Origin of the sequence: Yoonia sp. BS5-3 (genome assembly GCF_038069655.2) — a bacterium.
Classification (GTDB): domain Bacteria; phylum Pseudomonadota; class Alphaproteobacteria; order Rhodobacterales; family Rhodobacteraceae; genus Yoonia; species Yoonia phaeophyticola.
On the sequence record NZ_CP150951.2, the window covers coordinates 3,434,977 to 3,450,088 of the forward strand.

Consider the following 15,112-nt stretch of genomic DNA (forward strand, 5'->3'; position numbering starts at 1 on the left):
GGATATCGCGCCTGAATTTCAGATAATGATCCTGAATGGTGTGATTCTGGCTGTGACCTATCTGGGTATCTATCCCAGCCTTCAGGAAAAAACGTTGCACCGGATCATGACGGTCGATCTGGTTCTGTCCGCCCTGGCGCTTCTGGCGGCGGGCGGGCTGTTCTGGGGGTCTGGCACGCTCTTCAACATGCTCTTGTTTGACGCCAATTGGGCGGTCTTCACCATCGTGACGCTGCTGGTGATGGAGGTGCCGCTCTTCCTGCGTTTCGCCCGCAAACATGGGATCAGCCTGACGGATGATCCCGATTAAGGCCAAAATCGACGTAGAGGTCCCGGGTCAAGCCCGGGACGGCGTCAGCGCCAGCGCATCCTCAAGCACAGACAAGACCGCGCCGGACGGCACGTCAGAGGTGATGAATGCCGCGCCAATGCCACGGGCGAGAATGAACCGCAAAGTCCCATCCACGACCTTTTTGTCCTGCCCCATCAAGTCGAGCAACCCCTGCGCGTCGGGCAGATCGCCGGGAATGTCGGCGATATCCACCTTCATCCCCATCTCGCGCAGATGGGCGCGCACGCGGCTGGGGTCTTCCTGACTGCACAGGCCCAAACGGGCCGACAGCTCAAACGCCAGCGCACAGCCAATGGCCACCCCTTCCCCATGCAACAGCCGGTCGGAATAGCCGGTCGCCGCCTCCAACGCATGACAGAATGTATGGCCCAGGTTGAGCAGCGCACGATCGCCTTGCTCCGTCTCGTCCCGCTGCACGATATCGGCTTTCATCTGGCATGATCGCGTCACCGCGCGCACACGCGCATCCATATCACCAGCCGCCAGAGCGGGACCCTCGGCCTCAAGCCAATCAAAGAAATCCGCATCACCCAGCAGCCCATATTTGACGACTTCGCCATACCCCGCCAGGAAATCGCGCGCGGTCAGCGTGCCAAGAAGAGCCGTATCAGCCAGCACCAAGCTGGGCTGGTGAAATGCGCCGATCAGGTTTTTTCCGCTGGGCGAATTGATCCCGGTTTTACCGCCGACCGAGCTGTCGACCTGTGCCAGAAGGCTGGTTGGTATCTGCACAAACCGCACGCCGCGCCGCAAGATGGCAGCAGCAAAGCCCGCCAGATCACCGATCACCCCCCCGCCAAAGGCAACAACAATGTCGCCCCGCTCAACCTTTTGGGCCAAAAGCCATTCTGTCGCGCGTTCCAACTGCGCCCAGCATTTTGTCGCCTCGCCCGCAGGCAGCGTCAGCGCCTCTGAGCTCAGCCCGGCCTGTTTCAATGCCTCTTGCAAAGCCGCCAAATGCAACGCTGCCACATTTTCATCGGTCAAGATACTGACATGCTTGCGCCCGCCCATGGGCGCGATCTGCTTGCCTGCCTCAGCCAGCAGATCAGGTCCGATCAAGATATCATAGGCTCGGTCGGGCAGATCAACATGGACTTTGGACGTCATGAAAGGGGCTCCAGAATGTCGGGACGCGTGGCGAGTGTATCGACCACGGTTTGGGTGGTTTCTTCGATACTGGCCTCGGCCGCAATGGGAATACGCAGCCCGGCCTTGGCATAGATTGGTGTGCGTTCGTGGAAAATTGTGGTCAGAGTCGCCTTGGGATCAGCGGTGCGTAGCAAAGGGCGAGTGTCTTTATGCCGGACACGCTCCCACAATGTTTGAAGATCGGCATCGAGCCAGACAGAAATGCCCATCTGATCAATGGCCGTGCGATTGCGTTCTGCCAAAAAGGCGCCGCCACCGGTTGAGACGATCCGCGGCGGCCCTGTGAGCAGGCGGCGGATAACCTCGGACTCGCGTTCGCGAAAAAAAGCCTCGCCATCGCGTTTGAAGATTTCGGCGATGGACAGGGCTGCAGCCTCTTCTATTGCGGCGTCACTATCGACGAATGGCACCTCAAGCGATGCAGCCAATGACCGGCCAATCGCCGTCTTTCCCGATCCCATCATGCCAACCAGCACCACTGTGCTGTGAAGTTGATATTGCTGCCCTTGGGCCAATTTTTCGCCTCCCGAATCCGGCCAACAGGTGCCGAACGCAAAAATTAATGAATGAATGCCGTGATCTTGCGCAAAAGGCCATATATAAAGACTTACATAAGTGGCATTCAGACCACATATTGAGGCAGTTTAGTAAGTGCGAGGCAGATCATGTGGCGACTGATCAAACTGATACTATTCCTGATCGTTCTGGCAGCCGTCGGATTGGTCGCTTATGCGTATATAGGGCCAATCTTTTTCCCGGCTGATTTTGCAGCCCCGTCCCAAGAGGTAAGTACCCCTGTTACGTTGGACACAAATTAACCCACTGATCGCGCTGTTTTGCGTCGCGGGCAACTTGGGCTTTGCGCAGGATGACACGCGGCCATTGTCCGCAATCGATTGGCTGTCCGAAAGCGCCGAACCCTCGCGCATCATCGAGCAGCCCATCACCAACACGGCCACTGCGCCGCAGGTGACGGTCACGCCCTTAGGCCGCCCATCGAAAGATCCCGTGGGCCTGCTGCCCCCTGCTGTAACTGGGCTTCCCCGCAATATCTGGTCGCAAAGCGATGAGCGTGTCTTGGTTGATCTCGTCCGCGCAGAGCGGGTTGAGACCCTGCCAGCCATTCAAGAATTCCTTAAAGTGCTGATGCTGGCCGAGGCCGATCCGCCGCGCGGTGCCGGCATTGATGGCGCGCTGTTTCTGGCCCGTGTCGACAAGCTGCTCGATCTTGGTGCGCTTGAGCCTGCGCAATCGCTGATCGAACAGGCCGAACCGGACACAGTGCCCCTGTTTCGCCGTTGGTTTGATGTGGCCTTGCTGACCGGCACCGAAGATGTCGTCTGCGACGTCATGGGCGACAAGCCCTCGGTGGCACCGACCTATCCGGCTCGCATTTTCTGCATGGCCCGCAACGGTGATTGGGCCGAAGCCGCGCTGACGCTGAATACGCATCGCGCCTTGGGCGATATCACTGCGCAAGAAGACATGCTGCTGGCCCGTTTTCTTGATCCTGAACTATTTGAGGGTGAAGATCCGCTGCCGCATCCTGAACGGGTCAGCCCGCTAAGCTTTCGGATGCATGATGCCGTGGGCGAACCATTGATTACCGGCAATCTGCCACTTGCCTTTTCCCACGCCGATTTGCGCGGCACGACTGCCTGGAAATCACAGATTGAAGCGGCTGAACGTCTGTCCCGCTACGGATCTGTGTCCGAAAACGTGTTGCAGCGCATCTATACCGCCCGTACCCCCGCCGCATCGGGTGGGATTTGGGACCGCGCCGAGGCGTTTCAACGCTTTGACGTGGCAATGCGTACGCGTGATCCCTCTGCTGTGACCCGCACCCTTCCAGGCGTTTGGGCCGCGATGAGCGATGCGCGCACCGAGGTCCAATTCGCAAAACTTTACGGCGCCGCTTTGCAAGACCTGCCGCTGCGCGGCGAGGCTGCTGAAATCGCCTTTCATGTCGGGCTGCTATCGCCAGAATATGAAAGCGTCGCGATTGCAGCCGCCGAAGCCGATCAAGGATTTGATCCGTTTTTGATCGCCTTGGCGCGCGGGGTGCCGCAAGAGGTGCGCGTGACAACGGACCAGCAGATTGCTTTACAAGCCGCCTTTAACGGTGCCCCGCCCCCGGCCGCCCTGCAGACACTGGTCGATGATCGCAAACTTGGCGAAGCTTTGCTGCGGGCCATCGCCCAATTCAACGAAGGGTATCTAGGTGATATCCGGTCCGTCAGGGATGCGCTGGCGTTAATGCGCGCCGTCGGGCTTGAGGACGTCGCCCGCCGCGCGGCTTTGCAGCTGATGATCCTGGACCGGGGCGCGTGACGCCAGCCGATCAATCAATGCCGCGCTGGGTTCAGGTGTTCCTTGAGGCCCAGGCCGCAGAACTGGACGCTGCGGCAAACACCCGGCTGGCTTATGCCCGCGATTTGAATGACTTTGCACAATGGCTGGCTGGCAAGTCGCTGCATTTTTCGTCACTCTATCAGGACCATATCGAAAGCTATCTGATTGATTGTGAAGCCGAGGGGCTGGCCCCATCCACGCGTGCGCGTCGGCTATCGGCCATCAAGCAGCTTTTCCGCTTTGCCTTTGAGGAAGGGTGGCGCGACAGCAACCCGGCTATTCAGATCAAAGGGCCGGGTCAATCCAAGAAACTCCCTAAAACGCTGGACATTGCTGAGGTCGACAGACTGCTAGAGGCGGCGCGCAACAGCCCGAAACAGGCGCGGCGCAACACCTGCTTGATGGAGTTGCTTTACGCCACCGGCATGCGTGTCACAGAACTGGTCAGCCTGCCCGTTTCAGCCGCACGCGGTGATCCCAGAATGCTGTTGGTACGCGGCAAGGGCGGCAAAGAGCGCCTGGTTCCCCTATCGCCCCCGGCACGCGATGCGCTTGCCGCCTATCTGCCCGAACGCGATACGCAAGATGCTGCCGCTGTAAAAGCGGGCAAGGCAGCATCGAAATTTCTGTTCCCCTCGCGGGGCAAACTTGGGCATCTGACACGGCACCGGTTTTTCGGACTGATCAAAGAATTTGCCGTCGCGGGCGGCGTATCACCTGCCAAAGTCACCCCGCACACGCTGCGCCACGCTTTTGCGACCCATCTTTTGGCGGGCGGGGCTGATCTGCGCTCGATCCAGACGATGCTGGGTCATGCCGATGTCGCTACGACCGAAATTTATACGCATGTTCTGGATGAACGTCTGAAAGAGCTGGTCTTGGAACATCATCCGCTTGCCAAACCGGGCAAGTCTTGAAGCGCCCAAGTCAAACCGTCATATTGCCATCGAAATTTCCCTAATAAGTACTCTCCTGAAAGCACCCTATGGAAACCCCCACTCTTGACGCCGCATTTTGGGTCACCTCTGGCGCCATTTTGATCCTGCTTGTGATGTCGGCCTTTTTTTCGGGCTCCGAAACCGCATTGACCGCCGCATCACGCGGCAAGCTACGGTCAACGGCAGATAAAGGATCGCGGGGGGCTGAGCGCGCGTTGAAAGTGACCGAAGATAGCGAAAGGCTGATCGGATCGGTCCTGCTGGGCAATAATGTTGTGAACATCCTGGCCACATCGCTGGCGACTGCTGTGCTGACCAAGCTGTTTGGACAAAACGGGGTTGCTGCTGCGACCCTAATCATGACCCTGCTCGTGTTAATCTTTGCTGAGGTACTGCCCAAGACCCTTGCCATTACATATCCCGAAGCGGTGGCGTCGCGGGTTGCTGCCCCGATTGGCCTGATTGTCTTTATTTTCTCACCGCTTGTCACGGCTGTGCGCTATCTGGTGCGCGGCGTGCTGTTTCTGTTTGGGGTCCGGACCGATCCTGACAGTAACATTCTCGCCGTGCGCGAAGAAATCGCAGGCGCATTGCAGCTGGGCCATTCCGAAGGGATTGTCGAAAAGGAAGATCGCGACCGTATTCTGGGCGCGCTGGACCTGAACGAACGGGCGGTTGAGGAAATCATGCTGCACCGCTCTGGCATTGAAATGGTGGATGCCGCCCTGCCCCCGCAGGATATCCTGTCGCAAATCCTGACCAGCCCTTATACGCGCCTGCCGCTTTTCCAGGACGAGCCGGAAAACATCGTCGGCGTGATCCATGCCAAGGACCTTTTACGCGCCATGCATAAACTGGTTGGCGGTGATACGGAAAATGCCCAAGGCCTTGCCGCTTTTGATGTCACCAAAGTGGCCATGCCCGCCTATTTCGTCCCCGAAACGACGACTTTGGACGACCAGATGCGCAACTTCCTGAAGCGCAAAACGCATTTTGCGCTGGTTGTGGATGAATATGGCGCGTTGCAGGGGTTGATCACCCTTGAGGACATTCTGGAAGAAATCGTCGGCGAGATTGCCGATGAATTTGACGATCATGAAGAAGAGCAGATCGCTGCAACCTCGGACGGTGCCTATATTGTCGACGGCGTGATGACGATCCGTGATCTGAACCGCGCCCATGACTGGAACCTGCCCGATGATGAGGCCAATACCGTTGCAGGGTTGGTCATTCACGAAGCGCAGATGATCCCGGTTGAAGGCCAGGTCTTTTCCTTCCACGGCTTCCGCTTTGAGGTTCTGAGCAAGGAAGAAAACCGGATCGCGACGTTGAAAATTCGCAAACTGTGAGGCGAAGTAACCGGTGTAACGCGTAGATGTTGTGCATCGCCGTGCCTCCGGTTGCCGGACAGGGCTGTCTTAATACCAAACACCAATCCCTTACCCCACCATGGGTTGTGTTCCCCTGACGCAAGGTCAATGGTCAGATCATTCATAGCTGCAACGAGGATGATCATGACCTTTCGCGATCTACTGCCCTATTGTGCCTTAACCCTGTCCCTTGTTTCCCCCGCCATTGCCCAGCAGGCCGCCGACGCTGTCGCCCCTGAAGATGACACCGGCCTGTCCGTATTCGAAAACATCAGTGACGCCGCCCAAGACGCCTTTGCTGCAAAGGCCGCCGGAGAGCCGATCATTGCGGAAGATTGGATGATTGCCGTGGCCAATCCGCTGGCCGCAGAAGCCGGCGCAGCGGTCTTGGCCGATGGCGGCACCGCCGCAGATGCGATGGTTGCTGCGCAAGCCGTTCTGGGGTTGGTTGAACCGCAATCCTCAGGCCTTGGCGGCGGCGCCTTTCTGGTCTGGTATGATGCCGCCTCAGGCGAGCTTACCACGCTTGACGGGCGCGAGACCGCCCCTTTGGCTGCGACGCCCACCTTATTTCAGGATGAGAATGGCGAAAGGCTTGGCTTTTTTGATGCTGTTGTTGGCGGCTTGTCTGTCGGCACCCCGGGCACGCCCAGGTTGATGGAAGACGCCCATCGCCGCTGGGGGCAAGCCAATTGGGCCGATCTATTGACCCCTGCCATCACCTTGGCCGAGGACGGTTTTGCCGTTTCCCCGCGCATGGCAGGTGCAATCGCAAATGATGCGGACAGATTGCAGCGCTTTCCGGCAACGGCCGCCTATTTCTTTCCCGGCGGAAGCCCGTTAGCCGCCGGTGATCTTCTGCAAAATCCCGATTACGCCGATACGCTGCACCAGCTTGCCGCCCATGGCAGCACAGCCTTTTATACTGGGCCCATTGCCGAAGATATCGTCGCGACGGTCCGAACAGCCGAGGGCAATCCCGGCGTTCTTTCAACCTTGGACATGGCCCTTTACGACGTGATTGAACGGCCCGCCGTCTGCGCCGGATTTCGCAGCTATGAGGTTTGCGGGATGGGTCCGCCCTCATCCGGGGCGCTGACTGTGGGCCAAATCCTGGGGATCGTGGACAATTTCGCGCTGGATGACCCGTCCGACCCGGACGTGTGGCGCCTGATCGGTGATGCCTCTCGGCTCGCCTTTGCGGATCGAGGCCGCTACATGGCCGATAGTGATTTCGTGCCCATGCCAACCGAAGGCCTGCTGGATCCAATTTACCTTGAAGAGCGCGCCGGATTGATCGAAGGCGACCGCATTGACGGCTTTGTCGCCCTGCCCGAGGTGGCGCCCGGCAATCCCGAATGGGATCATGCGCAGCTTTGGGGGGATGATGTCAGTCTCGAATTTCCATCCACATCCCATATCTCAATCGTTGATCGCTATGGCAACGCCCTGTCGATGACGACAACAATTGAAAACGGCTTTGGCTCGCGTCTTTTCGTCCGGGGGTTCTTGCTGAATAATGAGCTGACGGATTTCTCTTTTGCGACGCATAATGACGGTTACCCAATCGCAAATAGGGTGGAACCAGGCAAGCGCCCCCGGTCATCCATGTCGCCCACGATTGTCATGGAAGATGGCGCGCCGGTCCTGGTGATCGGCAGTCCAGGCGGCAGCCGCATCATTGGTTATGTGGCCAAGACAATCATCGCCAATCTGGAATGGGGCATGAACATCCAAGAGGCGATCAACATGCCCCATCTGGTTAATCGCTTTGGCACGTATGATGTCGAGGAAGGCACCACAGCCGCTGATTTTGAAGTCCCACTGACAGAGCTGGGCTACGAGGTCAGCGTACGCAGTCTCAATTCAGGCCTGCATGCGATCAAGATCGGTGACACGCTCGCGGGTGGCGCTGACCCGCGCCGTGAAGGCATCGCCCTGGGCGAGTAATCAAGCAGCCAGGCGGTCCATTATGGGCCGCCTGCAGCATCCTGGCCTAATTCCCTTTAAACAAGTTCCCCAATATCCCGCGCACCAACCGGCGGCCGGTTGTGCCCTTTAGCTCTTTGGCCACGACGGATGCCAGTGCGCTGCCAAAGCCCCCACCTGACGACCGGCTCGATTTACGCGATGTGGATTTACTGCTGCCATCATAGCGCCGCGCGGCTTTGAACTCGCGTTCTTTTTCCTCAAGCGCGGCTTCTTCAGCCTCAGCAGCTTCGGCCGCTTTGGCCGCATCCGCTGCACGCTCATTTAGCATTTCATAGGCGCTATCACGGTCAATGGCAGTGTCATATTTACCCGCCATATCCGAGGCCGCCATGATCGCGCGCCGCGTGCCGCTGTCAATCGGCCCCAACTGCGAGGATGGCGGACGGATCAATGTGCGCTGCACAACGGACGGGATGCCCTTGGCATCAAGAAAGGATGTCACCGCTTCGCCCGTGCCCACCTCTTGGATGGCGCTTGCCGTGTCAAAGGCAGGATTGTCCCGGTAGGTCTCGGCGGCCGTTTTCAGTTCTTTGCGATCCTTGGCCGTGAAGGCGCGCAGCGCATGCTGCACCCTGTTACCAAGCTGGCCGAGAACATCATCGGGGATATCACCGGGGTTTTGGGTCACGAAATAAACCCCCACCCCTTTGGAGCGGATCAACCGCGCCACCTGTTCGACCTTATCGACCAGTGCCTTTGGCGCGTCGTCAAACAGCAGATGCGCCTCGTCAAAAAAGAACACCAGCTTGGGCTTGTCGGGGTTACCGACCTCGGGCAACTCTTCGAACAGCTCCGACAAGAGCCACAGAAGGAAGGTCGCATATAGCCGGGGGCTGCCCATAAGCTGATCTGCCGCGAGGATGTTAATCTCGCCCCGCCCGCCGCGTGTCCGCATCATATCAGCCAGCGCAAGCGCCGGTTCGCCAAACAGCGCATCGCCGCCCTGGTTTTCAAGCACCAGCAATTGCCGCTGGATCGCGCCAACTGATGACGAGGCGACATTGCCATATTGCAACGACAGATCCTTGGCATTCTGCCCGACCCAGACCAATACAGCCCGCAGATCCTTAAGGTCAAGCAGCGGCAACCCTTCTTCATCGGCCACGCGGAAGGCCACGTTCAAAACGCCTTCCTGCACGTCGGTCAGTTCCATCAGCCGCGACAATAGCAACGGCCCCATTTCCGCGACTGTAGCCCGAATAGGATGCCCCTGTTCGCCAAAAAGGTCCCAGAATGTAACGGGGAACTGGTCATATTGCAGATCAAGCCCGATGGTGTCTGCCCGCTTGGTAAAGGCTTCATGCAGTTTGAACCCTTCCGAGCCGGATGCGGCAAGACCGGACAGATCGCCCTTCACATCCGACAGGAAAACCGGAACACCTGCAGCAGAAAAGCCTTCGGCCATGATTTGCAGTGTCACAGTTTTACCGGTGCCCGTCGCGCCTGCCACCAGCCCATGCCGATTGGCCTTGTCCAGCAACAGAACCTGCGGATCGGCGTAGCCGTCACCGCCGCCACCAATAAAGATATGATCAGACATAGCGCGTCGTTCCTTCAGAGCGTTTCAAAACAACATACATTTTTAACCATTTCGTGCCAGACTAAAGCCACGTCATTTCGGCGCCCTTGCGCCTGATGGCATACTTCCTCCCTGTTGGACTTGCCGTGCCCTTGGGCACGGCTTTTTTTGTGCATATTCCGTGTTGACGGGCGCTGCGCCATTGCTTAGCATTTCTGTCAATTAGTCGGCCAAGTCCGACAGGGAGAATAACGAAGAAGGGTCCGCGAGGGCCCTTTTTCTATGTCTGGACCCCGCGTATTTGTGAGCAAACAACTGCCAAACCGCATGTATTTGGCGCTGACAGCATCTGGTCTGCGTGCTAAGCCCCTGCGCAAAGAACAAAAGGACATAATAAAATGCGCAGTATCACAACAGCCGTCACGCTGGCCGCATGCCTCGTTTTCACAGGCATGGCATCCGCACAAGAAACGCAAGCCGCCGAAGAAGAAGCCCCCGCAGCGCCGACAGACCTGGATTTGGGCGAACCGGTTGGTCCGCAGATCGGTCAGCCTTATGTTTTGCAGACTTTTGGCGACTGGGAAATGCGCTGCATTAAGCAGCCCGAGGGTGAGGACGAACCCTGCAACCTTTACCAATTGCTGCGTGATGACAGCGGTGCAGCCGTTGCTGAATTCAACATGTTCCGCCTGCCAGAGGGCAATCAGGCCGCCGCCGGCGCAACGATCGTTGTCCCGCTTGAGACATTCCTGCCTGCGCAGCTGACCCTATCTGTGGACGGCCTGAACGCGCGGCGTTATCCGTTTACCTTCTGCAATGCAGCGGGCTGCGTTGTCCGCGCAGGATTTACCGCCGAAGAGGTTGAAGCCTTCAAACGCGGCGCAACAGCCAATGTCCGCCTTGTACCAGCGGCCGATCCCAGCGCTGAGGTCAATTTGGCCGTTTCACTGACAGGCTTTACCGCAGGCTTTGACGGGGTTGTCACGCTCGAAGAATAGTTTTCAGTGCTTGCGCAGCGCCAGCACTGCGTTCAGCCCCCCAAATGCAAACGCATTTGTCAGCGCGACGTCCACCCGGGCGTCGCGCGCTTCGTTTGGCACGACATCAAGCGCGCATTCGGGGTCTGGTTCTTCATAACCGATGGTTGGTGCGATCACACCGTCACGTAGCGCCATGATGCAGGCCAACAGCTCAACCGCGCCAGTGGCCCCAATCAGATGCCCATGCATCGATTTTGTGGACGAGATCATCAACTGATCCGCATGCGCCCCAAACACATCTGCAACAGCCGAACATTCCGTTTTGTCATTTGCCGCCGTACCAGTCCCATGCGCATTGATATAGCCGACCTGATCGGCGTCCAATTTTGCATCCGCCAGCGCCCCCGCAATTGCCCGGGCTGCCCCTTGTTTGGATGGCATGACAATATCGGACGCGTCCGAGGTCATCGCAAAACCTGCCACCTCGCATAAAATCTCGGCACCCCGTGCCTTGGCGTGTTCGTATTCTTCGAACACAAAAACCCCGGCTCCTTCACCCTGAACCATGCCGTTACGGGTGGCCGAGAATGGCCGACACGCATCACGTGACATCACGCGCAGCCCTTCCCATGCTTTGATCCCCCCGAAGCAAAGCATCGCCTCAGAGCCGCCGGTGACGATGACCTCGGTCATACCGCTGCGGATCATGTTAAAGGCCTGCCCCATCGCATGATTGGATGACGCGCACGCCGTCGCCACGGTGAAAGACGGCCCGCGCAAGTTCCATTCCATCGAAACATGGCTGGCAGCCGCATTATTCATCAACTTGGGTACGATGAACGGGTGCACACGGTTCTTGCCGGCCTCATAAACGGCGCGGTAGTTTTCATCTTGGGTGTTCAGCCCGCCCCCCGAAGTGCCGAGCACCACACCCGAGCGGTCCGCCAAACCACCAGAAAAATGCAGCCCCGATTGTGTAATCGCCTGACGTGCGGCAAGCAGGGTGAACTGCGTAAACCGATCATAAAGCGCGATTTGCTGACGGTTGAAATGCGCCGTTTCGTCGTAATCCTTAATCTGGCCGCCAATCTGGATCGAAAGCCGGTCCACATCGGGAATGTCCAAGGCACCAATACCGCAGCGCCCCGCGCGCATCGCGCTAAGCGTCGCAGGCACATCGGCCCCAAGCGGATTGATGGTGCCCGCCCCAGTGATGACGACCCGGCGCATCTTATGCGCTTTGCTCTTCTTTCAACTGGGTCACAGCGGCAATGATCGTGGCCACCGACGATATATCGAACGTGCTTGCTCCCGGATCATTCGCGTTGAAAGGCACAGAAATGTCGAAACGCTCTTCAATTGCAAAGATGCTTTCAACAAGACCCAAGCTATCGATGCCGATATCCTCAAGCGTGCTTTCCATCTGGATATCTGTTGGCTCAAGCATGGCCTGCTCGGCGATAATTGCGATTACCTGATCTTTGATGCTCATCGTCTTTATGGTCCATCATTGCGCGGATCGCGGCTTGCCGAAGATTTAGTCGCTCTGCCCACGGAATGGAACAGTGATTAACGCTTCATGAGGTCGCGCATCATTCGCGGTAAGCGGCGCAGCGCCTTATAGCTTTCGATATGGGTTTGCATCTTGGTTGCAGGATAGCCCATCATCACCCGCCCCGCAGGGACATTGGACAGCACAACCGACCCGCCCCCCAACACAACATCATCCCCGACCGAAAGGTTATCGGCAACGCCAGCTTTGCCGCCAACAACCACCCTGTCGCCGATCACAGTCGATCCGGCCACGCCAGCCTGCGCGCAAAGCAGGCAGTGATCGCCCACAATCACGTTGTGCCCGACCTGCACCAGATTATCGATCTTTGTACCCTGTCCGACGCGGGTTGCGCGGATTGTTCCAGCATCAACCGTGGAATTTGCGCCAATTTCCACATCATCGCCAATCTCAACCCCGCCCAGCGAATGGATCCTGTGCCAAGTTGGATCTTCGGGTGCCTGCATGGGCTTTTCACCCAAAGTCTCGCGCGCAAGTTCCACATTGGAAGGCGCCACACTGACAAAAGAAAAGCCATCGCCGCCAATTGCCACATTCGGCTGCAAGATCACACGGGCACCCAGACGCACATGACGCTGCAATCGTACGCCCGCATGAAGCTGGCACCCAGCGCCGATCTGCACGCCAGCTGCGATGCTCACATGATCAGCGATCCAGCATCCCGGTCCAATGACCACACCCGCGCCAATCACTGAAAACGGCCCAATCGTCGCGTCATCCGCGATTTGCGCTGTTTCATCGATCAAGGCATGCGGGCTAATACCCGTTCTTGGCAAAGGCGGATCAAGCATCTGCGTCAACTGAGCCATCGCTAGCCGGGCGCGCGGCGCGACAATTGCCGCCTCCAGCCCCAAAGCCTGCCAATCGGCCCCCGGCCAAATCACAGCAGCCCGCGCGTTCCCCTGCGCCAATGCATCGCCATAGGCGGGCGACATCGCCAACGCTAAATCATGCGGCCCGGCGCTTGCTGGTTCTGCCGCACCGTTGACCAAAAGCGAAACGGCGCCAAGGGCTTCTGCCCCAAGCGCCGCTGCGATATCTTGAACCGAATAAGGCATCTTTCCCCCGGGATCATCTTCCGGGATCAGACCTAACCGCCTACGGCGCGGATCACCACCCCTTCGCGGGCAAGCGCGTTCCAAATCCGGCCATCCCGGCCATACACATCGCGGCGATACTGCATGGGGCCTTCGGCCTGCGTAAAGGCCGTCCGGTAGACCAGATGCACCGGCACTGGCGATGCCAGATCAACCCGGCGTTCGCGCCCTGTGCGCAGCTCAGCCTGAAAGAACCCTTCAGGGTCCGAGACCTGCGGCGACAGCAGCTCATATGCGAAATCAAAAGGATCCGCGAGACGAATGCAACCATGGCTGTAAGCGCGGGTTTCACGACCAAACAGGCTTTTTGCAGGGGTGTCGTGCAGGTAGATATTGTGACGGTTTGGGAACATGAACTTCACCAACCCCAACGCATTCCCTCGGCTTGGCGGCTGACGCATCGAATACGGGAAATTCGACTGGGTATATTGCGTAAAGTCGACAGCATTACGATCAACCACACGGCCCCTTGCATCAGTGATGATCAACTGATTCACCGAATTCGGATTCTCTTGCAGCTGCGGCAGATATTCTTTGGTGATGATCGAACGTGGTACGTACCAGCTGGGATTGATCACCATAAATTCCATCACGTCAGAGAATTCGGGGCTGACACGGTCATGCTGGTTGGCACCAATCACCGAACGGGTTGAAAACGTTACCGTGTCATTATCGATGATCTTGGCGGTGAAATCGGTCAGGTTGACCCAGACATGGCGCTGACCACGCGGACGGTTGATCCAACGCTCGCGCTCCATCGCGACGGTAATCGAGCGCAAACGCTCAGCCACGGAGCGGTTTACTTCGCGCAAAGTCCCCGGACCTGCCGTTCCGTCTATCGCGAGCCCATGGGCCTGCTGAAAACGCTGAACTGCGCCAAAGATTTCGTCATCATAGGTTTGGGTATTTGTCCGCCCAAGAAAGCCCATTGTGATCAAACGGTTACGCAGCGCCACAACATTCGCGCCACTATTGCCACGCTCAAGCTTGTTGCCGCCAACGGTCGGGCCCCAACCGCCTTCGGCCAATAGACGCTCCATCTCCATCTTTTGACGCATCAGGCGCGTATATTCAGGTGATTGCGGCGGCAAGGAACGCAAGAAAGCTGCAGGGTTTGATTGAACAAAGGCCTGAATCGTGGAAAGCCGCGCACGGTAAGGCACCTGACGGTGAATATTACCGTCAACACGGGACGGAACCAAAATACCCGTCTGAACATCACGTGCATATTGCAGGAACAAACGGCTCAGCTCGACCTCAACCCGGCCCTGCTCAGCCGGTGTATTGGCCGCTTGCATCTGCGCCATCAAAGCATCCGCGTCGTAACGGTCGGCTGGTAAGCCATGATCGCCCGCAGCCGCGAAAGCTGTCATAAGTGCGTTGCGACGCGCCCGGTCACGGTTGCTGCTCCAAATGCCTTCAAAATTCCGGGCCCGGTAGAATGCGACAAGATCATCGTCGCGCGCAGCCGCTTGTGCGACGGCCTGGCGAAACTCGGTCACCTGCGCCTGCGCCACGCGCGGTGCCGACACAGTGAAAGTCAAAACAAAAGTAAGAAAAGCAAGGAAATAACCAAAACTGAATTGGCGTGGCAGACAACGCTGTCCCATGAAGACGAACCTTTACGTAATTGTAAGCTTAAGATACCGCAGCAGACGCGACATTGGGGAGTATGAATATCCATACCCAAAGCGTGTCTATTCATATCGGCGTGATCGTTTACGCTAAGTGAACACTGTTGCGCGAATGCACCCATTAGATCTTAGCAAGGCAGGAATACCTGACCA

The 15,112-nt window shown here is 57.9% G+C and carries 13 protein-coding genes; 6 read left to right on the forward strand and 7 right to left on the reverse strand.

Features of this window, described 5'->3' with window-relative positions:
• The first annotated feature begins 25 nt into the window (after positions 1-25).
• The gene (locus tag AABB29_RS17360; RefSeq protein WP_341365719.1) at positions 26-310 is read left to right on the forward strand and encodes a hypothetical protein; all 285 of its coding nucleotides are present in this window, start codon (positions 26-28) and stop codon (positions 308-310) included.
• A gap of 27 nt (positions 311-337) precedes the next feature.
• Here AABB29_RS17360 and aroB read toward each other — a convergent pair whose 3' ends face one another.
• Together aroB and AABB29_RS17370 are read right to left on the reverse strand one after the other, a co-directional pair.
• Positions 338-1,462: a 3-dehydroquinate synthase gene (gene aroB, locus AABB29_RS17365; RefSeq protein WP_341365718.1), complete on the reverse strand. Its 1,125-nt coding sequence runs from the start codon at positions 1,460-1,462 to the stop codon at positions 338-340.
• On the reverse strand, positions 1,459-2,019 hold the full coding sequence (locus tag AABB29_RS17370; protein WP_341365717.1) for a shikimate kinase: 561 nt from the start codon (positions 2,017-2,019) through the stop codon (positions 1,459-1,461). Before AABB29_RS17370 ends, aroB begins: the two co-directional genes overlap by 4 nt.
• 367 nt (positions 2,020-2,386) lie before the next feature.
• Between AABB29_RS17370 and AABB29_RS17375 the strand changes: the two genes are divergently transcribed.
• From AABB29_RS17375 to ggt, 4 genes are all read left to right on the forward strand, one after another.
• On the forward strand, positions 2,387-3,835 hold the full coding sequence (locus AABB29_RS17375) for a hypothetical protein (RefSeq protein ID WP_341365716.1): 1,449 nt from the start codon (positions 2,387-2,389) through the stop codon (positions 3,833-3,835).
• Between the two features lie 17 nt (positions 3,836-3,852).
• Complete coding sequence (locus AABB29_RS17380) at positions 3,853-4,773, forward strand: tyrosine recombinase (RefSeq protein WP_373636923.1); 921 nt, start codon at positions 3,853-3,855, stop codon at positions 4,771-4,773.
• A gap of 68 nt (positions 4,774-4,841) precedes the next feature.
• Positions 4,842-6,143 (forward strand): HlyC/CorC family transporter, encoded by a 1,302-nt coding sequence (locus tag AABB29_RS17385; protein WP_341365714.1) that lies wholly within the window; start codon positions 4,842-4,844, stop codon positions 6,141-6,143.
• A 165-nt stretch (positions 6,144-6,308) separates the two neighbouring features.
• Positions 6,309-8,114: a gamma-glutamyltransferase gene (gene ggt / locus AABB29_RS17390; protein WP_341365713.1), complete on the forward strand. Its 1,806-nt coding sequence runs from the start codon at positions 6,309-6,311 to the stop codon at positions 8,112-8,114.
• A 46-nt stretch (positions 8,115-8,160) separates the two neighbouring features.
• Here ggt and AABB29_RS17395 read toward each other — a convergent pair whose 3' ends face one another.
• A complete protein-coding gene (locus AABB29_RS17395; RefSeq protein ID WP_341365712.1) occupies positions 8,161-9,696 on the reverse strand; it encodes a helicase HerA-like domain-containing protein in 1,536 nt (511 codons plus the stop codon).
• Between the two features lie 377 nt (positions 9,697-10,073).
• Here AABB29_RS17395 and AABB29_RS17400 point away from each other — a divergent pair, with 377 nt between their 5' ends.
• Complete coding sequence (locus tag AABB29_RS17400; protein ID WP_341365711.1) at positions 10,074-10,673, forward strand: invasion associated locus B family protein; 600 nt, start codon at positions 10,074-10,076, stop codon at positions 10,671-10,673.
• Positions 10,674-10,676: 3 nt separating this feature from the next.
• Here the strand turns inward: AABB29_RS17400 and AABB29_RS17405 are convergent, their stop codons facing one another.
• From AABB29_RS17405 to AABB29_RS17420, 4 genes are all read right to left on the reverse strand, one after another.
• Entirely contained in the window at positions 10,677-11,885 is a 1,209-nt protein-coding gene (locus AABB29_RS17405; RefSeq protein ID WP_373636650.1) for a beta-ketoacyl synthase, read from the reverse strand.
• Between the two features lies 1 nt (position 11,886).
• Positions 11,887-12,147, reverse strand: coding sequence for a phosphopantetheine-binding protein (locus AABB29_RS17410; protein ID WP_341365710.1), 261 nt, complete (start codon positions 12,145-12,147; stop codon positions 11,887-11,889).
• A 77-nt stretch (positions 12,148-12,224) separates the two neighbouring features.
• Positions 12,225-13,286, reverse strand: a complete 1,062-nt coding sequence (locus AABB29_RS17415) for a UDP-3-O-(3-hydroxymyristoyl)glucosamine N-acyltransferase (RefSeq protein WP_341365709.1) — start codon at positions 13,284-13,286, stop codon at positions 12,225-12,227.
• Positions 13,287-13,318: 32 nt separating this feature from the next.
• Entirely contained in the window at positions 13,319-14,935 is a 1,617-nt protein-coding gene (locus tag AABB29_RS17420; RefSeq protein WP_373636651.1) for a murein L,D-transpeptidase, read from the reverse strand.
• Between the last annotated feature and the right edge of the window lie 177 nt (positions 14,936-15,112).